Raw genomic sequence first — 13823 nt, 5'->3', positions numbered from 1 at the left:
GTTAAGATTAACCAAAAGTTGACATTATCATCCTAATATTGTGCTATATTTACCTTTTAAAGTTATAACTGTATGGCGTTGCATAAACTTTTGGTCGATGATTTTTATGACGATACCTACAAACTCATTGCTATACATTGTGGGTTAGAAGATTATCGTTTAGCCTATCTACTTAACCAAAGTTTAGACCTTAGACTACAGCGAAAAACAGAAGATTTAGACATGGAATATTTAAAATCTTCGTACAGTATTTTTGAGTGGAATAATGTTTCGCAATATGTTACTTGGAACTTAGTATCTAATGTTTGTAAAAAGGAAGAAGATAGTTTGTATAGCACTGGCTTATTTCAAACTCACCAAAAAGTATTAAAGACATTCAATCTTGTCCCAGAATATAAAAAGGTAGATTATTTTATTAAGATTTCTGACGAAATTCAGAATGTAAACGAAAAGCAAATATTACACAAACTTCAAAATATTCCACAGATTATAACTAGTTATTCGGTTAATCCGACAAAATTAAAATCTAAAGACCATTTAATTTTTTGAATTGATGCCAAACAAAAAAACTAAAATAGTAGCCACATTAGGCCCAGCAACAAGTAATAAAGCAACTTTAAAAGCAATGCTTGAAGAAGGTGCAAATGTATTTAGAATTAACTTTTCTCATGCCAATTATGACGATGTAAAAGAGCGCATAAAAATGATTCGCGAACTCAATGAAGAGTTTGGCTATAATGCCGCAATATTAGCAGATTTACAAGGGCCTAAACTAAGAGTAGGCACCATGAAGGGCGAAGTTATTGTTAATGAAGGTGACCAAATTATTTTTGCAACAGGAAAGCGCTTCGAAGGCACAAAAGAGCGCGTTTACATGACCTACGATAAATTTCCTCAAGACGCTAAACCAGGCGAACGTATCCTATTAGATGACGGAAAACTAATCTTTGAAGTTGTATCAACAGATGGTAAGAAAGAGGTTACAGCCAAGGTAATACAAGGCGGTCCTTTAAAATCTAAAAAAGGTGTTAATTTACCTAATACCAATATATCACAACCAGCCTTAACCGAAAAAGATATTGAAGATGCCGTTTTTGCTATTAGTCAAGAAGTAGATTGGATAGCACTGTCTTTTGTGCGCCATGCAGAAGATTTAATGGAGCTGGAAGAGTTAATTAAAGCACATAGTAGTCATAAAATACCAATCATAGCTAAGATTGAAAAGCCAGAGGCCGTTGAAAATATCGACAAAATTGTAGCCTATTGCGATGGGTTAATGGTAGCTCGTGGAGACTTAGGAGTAGAGATTCCTGCTGAAGAGGTACCATTAATACAAAAACAATTGGTGCTTAGAGCTAAGCGAGCCAGAATTCCAGTAATTATTGCGACACAGATGATGGAAACAATGATCTCAAGCCTTACGCCAACGCGTGCAGAGGTTAACGATGTTGCCAACTCTGTAATGGATGGTGCTGACGCTGTTATGCTTTCTGGTGAGACCTCTGTGGGCCAATACCCTGTCCAGGTAATACGTCAGATGTCTAATATTATTAAAAGTGTAGAAGACTCACCTTTAATTGAAGTACCTCAATCTCCTCCTCATATTCGCACCAAGCGTTATATTACCAAGTCTATCTGTTATCATGCAGCTAATATGGCTAACGAAATTAATGCAAAAGCCATTTCAACCCTAACAAATAGTGGTTATACTGCTTTTCAAATTTCTGCATGGAGACCTCAAGCACATATTTTAGTTTTTACTTCTAATAAGAGAATTCTTTCTCAATTAAGTTTGCTTTGGGGTGTTAAGGCATTCTACTACGATAAGTATGTAAGTACAGACGAAACCATTGAAGATGTAAATGCTATAGCTTGCAAAAAAGGCTATCTAGAAGTGGGCGATATGTTAATTAGCTTAGCGGCTATGCCTATTAAAGAGAGAGGCATGGTGAATACACTTCGTGTTACTGAGATTGAGAGTTGTAGTTTTTAACAGCTTTAATTATAAATTTTAATTACCGTTGAGATTTTCAAAAACTTAACGGTAATTAAAATTTGTTTTATAAATCCTACTAAAACCATTATCATATTTATTAATTTCAGTAAGTAATTCTTCAGTATTGGTAAAGCCATCTTCTTTAGAGCTTACATTGCTTCTACGACTTGTAAAATATAAAGTACTATCATTTACAAAAGGGCAAAACTCCATATCTTTGGAGTTAATGCTCTCACCAAGATTTACAGCAGCAGTCCATTTTCCGTTAATATATCTACTAATGTACATATCGCCTGATCCCAAACCGTCAGGACGTCGCCAACCACCAAAAATTAAGTAAGATTCATCAGGTGCAACAAAGGCATTGTACTCAGCGCCTATTGTGTTTACTCCTTCTCCAAGAATTACAGGTTCTGAGTAGGTGTTGTTTTCCCACCTGCTCATAAAAATATCATCTTCGGATTTCAGTTCTTTTTTAATAGTAGTGAAGTATAGATTTCCATTACTGGCAACCGATGGATAAAATTCGTCAGCTTTTGTATTGATAGGTGATCCAATATTTTTAGGTTTAGACCAAACATCAGTTTTTGCTACACGTTCCACATACCAAATATCCATATCCTTGGTGTTTGTACTGTCTTTTGAAACAGGACGATTAGATACAAAATAGAGTTTTAAATTATCAGGGGACAAGAAGGGTTCTAAGTCGGTAAATTTTCCTGAGAAGCTAGTAATTTCTGGTTGTTGCCAAACATCATTCTCTTTTTTAATTTTCATAATTACAGATAGTTCTCTGGCAGGACTTTGCAATGTGAAATAGGCTTCAGTTTCATCTGCTGTTATGGTAAAGTCCCTTACATTGCTATATTTAGAGAATATATATTCTGCAAAAGGTTGCACTCCTTCTGGCACTTCAGTTTGGGTTTTTTGTAATTTAGGTTCAGGGCTATTTGTTTCAGTATCTTTACACGAAAACACAAAAAGAATAAATAGTGTAAAAAAAGATAGAAAGAAGGTTTTCATTTTCTTGATTGATTATTTTGTTCTATAAACTTAACAAATTGAACACTTTAAAAATCGAACTTTAATTGAACGCTAACTGATTTTTTGTCCTCAACATTTTGCTTAGATAGATTGTCCTTGTCTGTATTGAGGTTAGATAACGAAATACCCAAAAGCCGTACAGAATTATTCAATTTTTCTTGATATAAAAGCTCTCTTGCAGTTTCTAGGATTATTGATTTATCACTCACAAAATAAGATAGTGTTTTGCTACGCGTCTGTAAAGTAAAATCACTGTATTTAATTTTTAGCGTTATTGTTTTTCCTGCGACTTTGCTTTTTTCTAATCGCCTAGAAACTTCTTCTGCGATGAGATCTAACTTTTCTAGCATAAATATCTCAGAAGAAAGATTCTCACTAAAAGTACGTTCTGCTGCTAAAGATTTTCTAATGCGATTTGGTTTTACTTCGCTATTGTGAATACCTCTGACAATATAATAGTAGTAACGACCAGATTTTCCAAAGTTTTCGTCTAAATATTCTAGGCTTTTAGCTTTTAAATCTTTCCCAGTAAATATGCCTTTTTGATACATTTTTTCGGCAGTAACCTTACCAACACCATAAAATTTTCTAATGTCTAAATCTTCTAAAAATTGTAGTACATCTTCAGGATTTACCGTTTTTTGTCCATTAGGTTTGTTATAATCACTCGCCACTTTGGCAATGAACTTATTTATAGAAATGCCTGCTGAAGCTGTTAAGCCCACTTCGTCATAAATACGCTGTCTTATCTTTTGAGCAATTAAAGTGGCGCTTGGGAGTCCTATTTTGTTATCGGTGACGTCTAAATAGGCTTCATCTAACGACAAAGGTTCAACCAGATCTGTGTAGTCAAAAAATATTTTACGGATTCGGTTAGAGATGTCCTTGTATCTGTCAAATCTCGGTCTAACGAATATAAGTTCTGGACAGAGCTTTTCAGCCAAACGACCAGACATAGCACTTTTTACACCAAATTTTCTGGCTTCGTAGCTGGCTGCACTTATTACACCACGTTTTCCGCCACCGCCTACAGCAATAGCTTTACCTTTTAGTTCAGCATTATCCATTTGCTCAACAGAGGCATAAAATGCATCCATATCTACATGAATTATCTTTCTAATTGGTAAATCGTTTAGCATAGTGTAAATTTAGACATTAAATACCGTTTAATGACTGTAGAAATAGAGCGTAAATTTTTAGTAACTTCTAATGATTTTAAAAAAGAAGCCATTAAAAGTTATAGTATAAAACAAGGATTTTTAAATAGCCATAAAGAGCGGACAGTTAGAGTTAGATTAAAAGAAAATAACGGATATTTAACTGTAAAAGGAAAATCCTCAGGCGATGGGTTGGTTCGTTTTGAGTGGGAAACTGAAATTACCAAGCAAGAGGCAGAACAGCTATTTTTGCTTTGTGAAGAAGGTGTAATTGAAAAAAAGAGATACGAAGTAAATTCTGGTTGTCATACTTTTGAAATAGATGAGTTTTTTGGTGATAATAAAGGTTTAGTTATTGCCGAGATAGAATTACAATCCACAAATGAAGGTTTTAACAAACCAAATTGGTTAGGTAAAGAAGTCACAGGCGATATACGATACTACAATTCACAATTAAGTAAACAACCATTTAAAAACTGGAATAAATGAAGAATCTATTATTAACAGTGATGTTAATTTGCTTTTTGACATCATGTAAAAATAATAACGAGTCTAGTAAAGTAAAGGATACAGTTATAGAACAAGAGATTGTTGAGGAGCCAAATGAAGAGTCAAAGCCTTTGAAAGAGGAATCAGGAAAATCAGTTGCAGAGCTAAAGGCAGAACTTATAAGCAAGGGTTACGAGGTTTTTGATTATGTAGATGAAAAGACCAAGGATACAACTTTAATGCAGCAGTATTTTATTGCTTTTTTAAAAAGCGGGCCAATTAGAAACCAAAATGAAGAAGAGGCCAACCAATTACAAAGTGAACATTTGGCACATTTAGGAAAAATGTACGAATTAGGATACGCAGATATTTCAGGTCCTTTTGGAGATGATGGAGAAATAAGAGGAATTACAATCTACAATGTACCAACATTAAAAATGGCAGATAGTTTAGCCAATGCCGACCCAATGGTAAAAGCAGGACGCTTGGTTATAGAAGTCCATCCTTGGTGGGCAGCTAGAGGTTTTTCATTGCGATAACTAAAAAACGCTCTGATTTCTCAGAGCGTTTATACTTTATTTATATTATTGAATTTACTATTGTGCTTGAGGTCCTCCACTCACAATTTTAAACTCAGAACGTCTGTTTTGAGCATGTTGTTCATCGGTGCAGTTAGAGCCACAATTAATCTTAGGTTCATTTTCACCCTTACCTTCTGCGGATATGCGCGAGGCGTCGATACCTTTAGAGATAACGTATTGTTGAGTGCTCTTAGCTCTGCGCTGAGATAGTCTCTGGTTGTATGAATCAGATCCTCTACTATCTGTATGCGATGTGGCATTAATTACCAAATCAGGGTATTTATTCATGATCTGTACTAATTTGTCGAGTTCAAAAGCAGCCTGTGCCGTGATGTTAGATTTATCAAAATCAAAATAAATAGGGTTTAGTACGATCTCTTCGGGAGTCATGATTTTCTCTATTGGGTCTAAAGAAATCTGAACTGCTAATTCTTCTTCACTTGTTCCTTTCACGGGTACTTTTTTGCTTTCAAAGTCTTCCATTACAACTTCGAGTTCCGTGTCTTGTTCACACTCAACTATAAATTCTGCCACACCTTCGTTGTTTGTAGTTTTGGTAACGACTTTATTTCCATCAGCATCGTATAAGGAAACAGAAGCACCATTTACAGGTGTTCTTGTTTTATCATCCAAGACAGTTGCGGTAATTAAAACATCACAAAGTGGTTGCAATTTTTTAAAGGCGTAAACGTCATCACTTCCTTGTCCGCCCTCTCTGTTAGAAGATACAAAACCTTCTTCTGTTTCTTCGTTAATGATGAAGGCAAAGTCATCACCATTACTGTTAATAGGAATACCAATATTTCTTACAGGTGCCATTTTACCATCTATCACTTTAGTATAGAACACATCCATACCACCTAGTCCTAAATGACCGTTAGATGAGAAATAAAGCGTATTGTTACTACTTATGTAAGGGAACATTTCTTGGCCTTCAGTATTAACTTTTTGCCCTAGGTTTTCAGGCTCGCCCAAAGTACCATCTTCATTGATTGGTGCTTTATAAAGGTCAAAGTTACCATAACCACCAGGCATATTCGATGAAAAATATAAGGTAGAGCCATCTGCACTTACAGAAGGATTTTTAACAGAATAATTTTCGCTATTTATATCTAAGCTTTCAACCGAATCCCAATCACTTCCCAACTTAGTAGCTTTAAATAAATATAACTGGCTATAACGAACTTTGCTTAAAGAATCTTTTTGAAAATCTTTTTCAAAGTAACTTTCTCTAGAAAAATACATTGTTTTACCATCTGGAGTAAAAGATACCAGCCCCTCGTGGTACTTGGTATTGATTTTATCGTTCATTAAGGTTGCTGTACCATAAGAACCATCCGAGTTTTTAGTCAGTGTATAAATATCTAAGAATGGTTCTTCGTTCCAACCGTAAGTTTTACGGTTGTCATTTCTTGCAGATGTAATATAAAGTTTACCATCGTTTTCAATACCACCAAAATCAGATTGAGCGGTATTGAACCCAGCATCCTGAACATTAAATTTTTTGCCTTGCTCTAAAATCTTAGGTAAATAGTTAGGGTTTTTTCTAAAAGCAGTTGCCCTGTTATCGGATGGACGCATAGAAGCAAATTTTTCCATTTGCTTATTAGACTCTTCATACTTTCCGTTGGCCTTAAGCATTTCAGAATATTTATAGATCATCTCGGGATTGTCACTGCTTTCTAAAGCTTTGGCGTACCATTTTTCTGCTTCAACGGTATCGAAGATGTTGTAGTAACATTCTGCCAATTGGCCATAAACGTATGCAGAGCCTTCACCTTTGTCAATTAGTTTCTTGTAGCTTTGGGCGGCATCTACGTATTCGAATCTGGCAAATTCTTTGTCCGCTTTTTTAGTGTTCTTGTTTTGAGCGGTTAAGCATATACCACTCATCAACGTTATAAATAAAAGTATTTTTAAGTTTTTCATAATAGTTTAGCTTAACCGGTTAAAAGTATCTAGGTGAACGAGAGACGCGTTTCGGGAAATTAAGGTCGAACAGCAGCATGACCTCGTGCGATGCTGGTGCGAAGGCTTTGATATCTGAAGAGACGGCATCATAGGCATACCCAACTCTTAGGGATGGAGACAGGGCAAAGTTAACCAGCCCAGAGAATGAGTCATCCAATCTGTAAGAGGCGCCGATTTCAAATTTTTTGAAGAACCTAGCGTTGAGGTTTACATCAAAAGACGTTGGTGCATCAAATGCGGACTTTACCATAAAAGATGGCTTTAGTTCCGTATTTGGTGACAGGTCAAAGACATAGCCACCGGTTAGGAAATAGTGCTGTGTTTCAGAACCTATTTTGTTTCCGTTAGAATCTAAGTGAACCGACGCGAGCATGTTGGGTACCGATAAGGACAAGTAATACTTGTTTGTATAGTAAAAGAGCCCAGCACCGATGTTTGGTGTGGTTTCGTTGATACCTATTCCAAAAAAGGGGTCACCTTGGTCGATAACATCTACGTTGCCACTTGTAAGGTTGATGTCGTGAAACGTAGCACCGGCTTTAACACCGAACGCCAAGCGGTGTTCACCACCCAATTTTAGGGTATAAGATACATCGATATAGGCATTGGTTTCTTTAACAGGGCCTATTTGATCTGCGATCAATGATACGCCCATACCTAGATTGTTTCCAATTGGCGCGTGGCCGAAGAAGGTTCCGGTTTCGGGTCCGCCATCGATTTTAGACCATTGGTTTCTGTATAATAATCCGAAAGAGAGGTTTTCTCTAGAACCAGCATAGGCAGGGTTCATGATGTTCATGTTGTACATGTACTGCGTGTACTGAGGGTCTTGTTGCCCGTACATTTGTAGTGCGATGAGCAGAACCGCTATTATCGTGAGTTTTTTCATTATGGTTTAAGTTGATTCAGTTAGTCGATTGTTATTTGTTGATGTATACCCATCCTGTTTTCGATTTGGATCCGCCTTCGTACACGACGGTGTAGAAGTAGGTGCCCACTGGAAGCTCTTCGCCGTCGTTGGTCTGGCCTTCCCATTCGTCGACGTAGTTGGTTTTAGAATACACAAGGGTACCATTTCTGTTGAAGATCTCTAGCCTGACAACGTTAAAACTACTTAAGTCAAAGCTGTCATTAAGGTCGTCGTTATTTGGTGATATACCCTCTGGGAATATACAGGATTCTAATTCTTCTACAAAAGTGGTTACGGTGTTAGTACAACCAGTGGCATTGAACGTAATTTCGGCGGAATAATCTCCCGAAACTAAAACGGTCTCTAAGGTTAAGCCACTAGCTCCTGCTATCACCACATCATCTAATAACCAAGTAACAGAAACATCAGCAGTAGTGAAGTTGTCTGGGATAATGCCTATGGTAACTGGTACGGTAGCATTAGGACAAACTTCATATTCAAACTGAGGATCAAATGTTGCTTGGGGAAGCGTACCAACAATAAGTTCAAAGCTATTTGTAACGTAGCAGCCTTCATAATTTACGGATTCAACACGAACAAATACTGTTTCACCTGAGCTCGTGTAAAAATCAGGTAATGTGTTTTCACCGTTTTCAGCATCGGTCTCAGAGGAATGATAAGTGACAACAAATTGGGAAGCATCTTGACCATTCAATATATCAAAAGCATGAGATGCAAGGTCAAACTGAGCTTCAACACCATTACCACACTCGGTATAATCTATACTATCTGCAGTGTGAGTGGGTCCTGTGACAATTAAGTCAAATGAAGCTACATTATGACATCCGGTTGTATTATCTTCAATTCTAACAAAAACTGTCTGTGGGTTAGAAGTATTAATATACGGATCTTCTGTAATGGGGTTAGTATTGGTATCTGCTTCGTTTTCAGATAAATGGTATGATATAGAGTGGTTATCGGGATCTAAGTTACCTAATACTATTGCATCATTCTCACTGAGGAAAAAAGGTGCTTCTTCCGTTGCAGAACAACTTTCTAAGTCTGACGGATCTTCATTAAGTAAAGGAGGTTCAAGAAATTCAACAAGTATTTCATCTACAAGGAAACACTGACTTGAAAATATTACTTGTGCCGTGTATAAATCTGGCTCTGTAACCGTTAAAGTGGAAGAGTTTTCCCCGTCGATAACGATACCATTCTTAAACCAAAAATGATTGAGGTTAGGTGCACCTGTATCTAAAACAACCGGGTCTCCTAAACAAGCTGCATCTCCAGAAGCAATCGTAATATCTTCACCTAAGTCTAGCTCTCCAAGATCAAAACTCCCTGCTTTTAAGAAAACACCAGAATCAAAAGCTGAATCGCTCTGATCCGCAATTACTAATTTAATGTGGTATGTTTCACCAACATTTACAGAAGATTGTGCCGTAAATACGGTTGTTCTACCATCAAAAGAAATAGGAGGTAAGTTATCTGGAATATATCCACCAAAATACTCTTCATTTTCTGCATCACAGCCAGGGTTTGCTAAGTGGATATTAGTAACCAAAATAGGAGTGGTTGTATTAGGTAATACAGCTAGATTGGTGGTTACACCATTAGAGTCTGTTAAAAGAAATGCAAATGCATCAGAAAACGTACACTCAAAAGTGCCTCCTGTATTTCCATTGTATTCTTCGGAAGCCATTAAGAAATCAAAACTGATTTCTTGTGCTAAGGGGACAAAGTCAAATTCTACTATGGTGGCATTATTAGTTGTAGAAATCCCTACGGCATTTTCTAAATCAGTATCACCTGGCCAAGCTGAAGATCCATCACTCATAGCATTTACATTTGGACCGGAAGCTAAGTTTGCATCACCAGTTGTAAGAATTATACCTTCATCAAAAGGAAAACCAACACCATCGCCTTGCATTGAGAAGTAACCTATTCCGTTTTCTTCACCAAAATCTGTTCCTGTTGAATATGTAATATTGGATATTTGGGCACATTCTCCACCAATTAAAATATCTTGTACTAATTGCTCTACAGTGTAAGTTGTTTGGTCTACAACAACATTATCAAGACCCGGTCTTATGCATAAGTCAAATACAGTGTCCTCACTGCCTGATCCTGCTGAAAAAACTCTTATATAATAGGTGTTTCCGACAGTTAAAGTAGGTGTTATTATAGCATCATCTGCAGAACAGTATATTTCTGTTAAAGCGCCACAAGATCCCTCATAGAGGCCATGATCTAAGTTGGTGGAAGACCCAATAATATTTTCTAATGAAATGAGATGGGTGTCATCAGTTGCCACAAATTGAAACCAAACATCATCGTCGGGATTGCCTGAACAAGATCCTGATGGAGTACTCGAAGGCGTGGCTTCTAGTAGAGTACCAGTGGTTACAACCGTACACTCTCCACCCGTATTTACCAACGCGATTGTTGCGTCAGTACAATTGTCATTGTCAGGTGGGCATGCTAAAAGTTCAAAGGTATCACTACTAATTGTACAGTTATTATCTTGCTCATTCATCACAAAAATATTTGCAGCAGAACCAAAAGGAAAAGGACCAACTTGAAAGACACCAGTAGCTAAAGCCTGTACCGTACCAGTGTCAAAATTATTTGAAATTTCTAAGGAGGTTGCATCGCCCATGTTTGTGATATTAACATCAATAAAGAACTGGTTGCCTAAACAATCAGGGACAGTAGTATATGTAGCTTCAGGAAGGGTACATAACAACTCTTGAATATTTACCGTAAAGTCTAGTGTTACTCCCCAACTACCACTATAGCATGGATTGGGTGTTGCTTGCCCACCATCGGCAGAGCCAATACGCATTCTATGCAGACCAAGATTAGCAGTAGCAGGCATTATAAAGGAAGCATCTAGTATATGCGGATTACTTCCGCCTGTTGACTCACCTTGGTACACAAGTTCAGTATCTTCAAAAACTAGGTTATCATTAAAATCTATCCAGATATTTGTATCGTAAGTAAAGGTATGTCCAAATTCTATTTCTACATTCGTTTCTATACCTTGAAACGCATTAATTACAGGTGAAGTCTGATCCTCATAAGTAACATCTCCTAAGCTAGGAAAGTTAACAACACCTATAGTTACATAATTAACCCCATCACCATCATTACTTGTTGGTTCAGATTGGCAATATCCAGTAAAGAAGGAACCAGGACCTGCAAATGAGCTTAAGTTTGTTGGGTCACATTGCGCTTGCACATAGAATTCATAGTCAGTATCGGAAATTAAACCTGTTAGTACAAAGGGGTTTGTAGTAACACCGTTAACTAATGTACCTGTACCTGGAGTAAATCCTGCAGGGCCGTATTCTATATTCCATACCGTAGAAGTTCCTGTTTCAGTCCAGCCAACCTCAGTTTCGGTTAGACTTAGGTTGTTAGAAGTTAGATCGGTTGGTTCAGGACAAGTAGGAATACCCCTTACCCTGAAGTTGTCTACAAAGACATCGTTATCTTCAGGGTCGTCTACAGTACCTTCAGAGCCAAGGATACCGAACTGTACGGTTTGACCGGCGTAAGCCTCTAAGGTAATCACTGGGTGTTCACCGGTAGCAGGTACTACAGAGGTACTGTCGTAGGTTAGTAGTGGTGTCCAAGAGGCGCCATTGTCATTAGTGATGAGCAGTTGAACAATATCGTCAGAGCCTAGAGTACCCGCATTGGTAGAGCTACCGAACTGCATAATACCAAAATCGAATTCAACCTGAAATGGGCCACCCGTTAGGTCAAACTGGGGGGAGATGATCCAATCGCTTTTTGAAGCCACCCATAGGTTTATTTTGTAAGCGCCTGTAAAGCCATTATTTAAGAAACCATCAGCGCCCCATGCACCAGCGCCAAAATCACCAGGTCCTGTAGAGGCATCACCACTGTCAGCTTCATCCCAACAAGCTGGGATTATGGTATCAAATTGCTCTAGATAATCTGGCGTGAAGACATCGCAAAGGGTTTCAAAGGTAAATGGGCCAGTCCAACCACTAAGCTCGCTTCCGCAGTTGGCTTGCACATAGTAATCATATGTTGTTACCGCATTTAAGCCCATGATGGTATAAGGATTAGAAACACCAGTATCAGTAGGTATTCCGCTAGGATTAGAACCAGAAGTTACTATTTCTATATTCCAAGAGGTTACACTTCCGTCTTGGGACCAGCTCAGTTCTGCGCTATTTGCTGTAATTGCGGAAGCATTTAAGGACGTAGGGTTGAAACAAGTTGGTGCTTCATCGAAAGTCACATCGTCTATTGCGATATCGTCGTAGAAATCACCAGTTACAATCTCAGAAAATATAAATCTAGCTTGTACGTCACCAGTAATGGTTAATGTACTAATGTCTATAACGGTAAGTGTCCAACCACCCGTATTTGTATTGTATGTGGCCATGCTGTTCCAATTTGAACCATCCCATACCTCAACATCTAAGTTGCTATTGGCGTTGTCTTCGTTGTCACTTATAAGATAAAAGGATAGGGCAGGTGTTGCCAGACCAGTTACATCAACTAGAGGGGAAGTCAAAGTTCTTACTCCTTCATTGCCAGAGGCATCACACCAAGCAAAGTATCCATTTGTGGCAGTCGTACCGGTTATTGTACCATTATCTCCAACGTGTGTGCCTGCAGCATTGTCGCTAAAGAACCAATCTTCACCACCATCCATGGACCAACAAAGGGGAATTGTACCGTTATTTTCGAAGCCCTCGGTATATGGTGCTGTAAACGTAACGCATTCTGTGCTAAAAATAAAAGGGCCAACCCAAAGACTTTGGTCACTAGGACCACAATTGGCTTGATAATATACATAGTAATCTGTAGCTGGATTTAAACCTGTTAGTGAAGCACTTGGTGAACCGGTTGGTGAAGTAGAAACCTCAGACTCTCCGTTTCCAGGTGTAAAATCTACACCACTGTTATATTCAATATTCCAATTTGTTTCTGATAGGCCAGCTGTCCAATTTAGAGTAGCAGTAGTCGCTGTAACTGCGTTGGCAGTCATCCCTGTTGGATCGATACACGTTGGTGCTTCAAAAAGTGTGACCGCAATATTTGACCAATCTGCATCTGAGCCACCGAAACTTTGATTTAATATAATGTCTATATATCCATCCGTAATTGGGTCATAAGCTCCGGCCAAGTTGCCTGAAAATGTTAGTGTTGCAGAGGCTCCACTGTTAGCACCACCATTAGTGGGTGGATCTACAGTTACAGAACCAGCGGTTGTAGTAATGGTAATGTCTGCTTCTGAGGACCAAGGACCTCCACCGCCAGCAACCCAGTCTACGGTAAGAGTAAAGGAGTCGTAAGCTCCTGAAGAGGAGGCAGGAATACCAGCTGAATTTGCTATATCGTTAAGGTTAATTGTAACAGGTGACCCTTGAGCCACATTTGTTGGTCCTGCAATTGGACTGAAATCATATTGTGCATTCGCAACAATGCAAAATCCAAGCATGATAAGAATCAAGGTAATTTTTTTCATAGTTTTTAGTTTTGTTACTAAATAACTAAACCTTTCTAATAGTTTAATTAGAAAGGAATGGTTTTTTTATAGGTTGGTATTTTAGAAGTTATAGAGTACAGTAAGTATTTCACTTAACTGTTTTCTTTAGGGTTAATTTAAGAAAAATGAGTATTAA

At 37.9% G+C, this 13823-nt stretch carries 9 protein-coding genes; 4 read left to right on the top strand and 5 right to left on the bottom strand.

Going from position 1 to position 13823, the window contains the following annotated elements; translation table 11 throughout:
• The first annotated feature begins 72 nt into the window (after positions 1-72).
• Both BWZ20_RS08625 and pyk read left to right on the top strand, forming a co-directional pair.
• Complete coding sequence (locus BWZ20_RS08625) at positions 73-549, top strand: IPExxxVDY family protein (protein ID WP_076619070.1); 477 nt, start codon at positions 73-75, stop codon at positions 547-549.
• 4 nt (positions 550-553) lie between these two features.
• On the top strand, positions 554-1993 hold the full coding sequence (pyk, locus tag BWZ20_RS08620) for a pyruvate kinase (RefSeq protein ID WP_076619068.1): 1440 nt from the start codon (positions 554-556) through the stop codon (positions 1991-1993).
• A 45-nt stretch (positions 1994-2038) separates the two neighbouring features.
• Here pyk and BWZ20_RS08615 read toward each other — a convergent pair whose 3' ends face one another.
• Positions 2039-3019 (bottom strand): PD40 domain-containing protein, encoded by a 981-nt coding sequence (locus BWZ20_RS08615; protein ID WP_076619066.1) that lies wholly within the window; start codon positions 3017-3019, stop codon positions 2039-2041.
• 47 nt (positions 3020-3066) lie between these two features.
• Positions 3067-4179: a DNA polymerase IV gene (gene dinB / locus BWZ20_RS08610; protein ID WP_076619064.1), complete on the bottom strand. Its 1113-nt coding sequence runs from the start codon at positions 4177-4179 to the stop codon at positions 3067-3069.
• 30 nt (positions 4180-4209) lie between these two features.
• Here dinB and BWZ20_RS08605 point away from each other — a divergent pair, with 30 nt between their 5' ends.
• Entirely contained in the window at positions 4210-4686 is a 477-nt protein-coding gene (locus tag BWZ20_RS08605) for a CYTH domain-containing protein (RefSeq protein WP_076619062.1), read from the top strand.
• Positions 4683-5225 (top strand): YciI family protein, encoded by a 543-nt coding sequence (locus tag BWZ20_RS08600; protein WP_076619059.1) that lies wholly within the window; start codon positions 4683-4685, stop codon positions 5223-5225. The genes BWZ20_RS08605 and BWZ20_RS08600 overlap by 4 nt, the downstream gene beginning before the upstream one ends.
• A gap of 57 nt (positions 5226-5282) precedes the next feature.
• On the opposite strand, the gene BWZ20_RS08595 is transcribed toward BWZ20_RS08600, so the two are convergent.
• The 3 genes from BWZ20_RS08595 to BWZ20_RS08585 are packed head-to-tail and all read right to left on the bottom strand — an operon-like array spanning position 5283 to position 13666.
• On the bottom strand, positions 5283-7196 hold the full coding sequence (locus tag BWZ20_RS08595) for an OmpA family protein (protein ID WP_076619056.1): 1914 nt from the start codon (positions 7194-7196) through the stop codon (positions 5283-5285).
• A gap of 19 nt (positions 7197-7215) precedes the next feature.
• The gene (locus BWZ20_RS08590) at positions 7216-8127 is read right to left on the bottom strand and encodes a type IX secretion system membrane protein PorP/SprF (RefSeq protein ID WP_076619049.1); all 912 of its coding nucleotides are present in this window, start codon (positions 8125-8127) and stop codon (positions 7216-7218) included.
• A 31-nt stretch (positions 8128-8158) separates the two neighbouring features.
• Positions 8159-13666, bottom strand: a complete 5508-nt coding sequence (locus BWZ20_RS08585) for a choice-of-anchor L domain-containing protein (protein WP_076619054.1) — start codon at positions 13664-13666, stop codon at positions 8159-8161.
• Positions 13667-13823 lie beyond the last annotated feature (157 nt).

The organism is Winogradskyella sp. J14-2, assembly GCF_001971725.1.
GTDB lineage: Bacteria > Bacteroidota > Bacteroidia > Flavobacteriales > Flavobacteriaceae > Winogradskyella.
The sequence above is the reverse complement of the archived record's forward strand: the minus strand, read 5'-3'. Positions and strand labels throughout refer to the sequence as shown.

Coding starts and splice junctions, on each gene's coding strand:
- pyk (WP_076619068.1), top strand. CDS start 554: ATGCCAAACAAAAAAACTAAAATAGTAGCCACATTAGGCCCAGCAACA.
- BWZ20_RS08605 (WP_076619062.1), top strand. CDS start 4,210: ATGACTGTAGAAATAGAGCGTAAATTTTTAGTAACTTCTAATGATTTT.
- BWZ20_RS08595 (WP_076619056.1), bottom strand. CDS start 7,196: ATGAAAAACTTAAAAATACTTTTATTTATAACGTTGATGAGTGGTATA.
- dinB (WP_076619064.1), bottom strand. CDS start 4,179: ATGCTAAACGATTTACCAATTAGAAAGATAATTCATGTAGATATGGAT.
- BWZ20_RS08600 (WP_076619059.1), top strand. CDS start 4,683: ATGAAGAATCTATTATTAACAGTGATGTTAATTTGCTTTTTGACATCA.
- BWZ20_RS08585 (WP_076619054.1), bottom strand. CDS start 13,666: ATGAAAAAAATTACCTTGATTCTTATCATGCTTGGATTTTGCATTGTT.
- BWZ20_RS08590 (WP_076619049.1), bottom strand. CDS start 8,127: ATGAAAAAACTCACGATAATAGCGGTTCTGCTCATCGCACTACAAATG.
- BWZ20_RS08615 (WP_076619066.1), bottom strand. CDS start 3,019: ATGAAAACCTTCTTTCTATCTTTTTTTACACTATTTATTCTTTTTGTG.
- BWZ20_RS08625 (WP_076619070.1), top strand. CDS start 73: ATGGCGTTGCATAAACTTTTGGTCGATGATTTTTATGACGATACCTAC.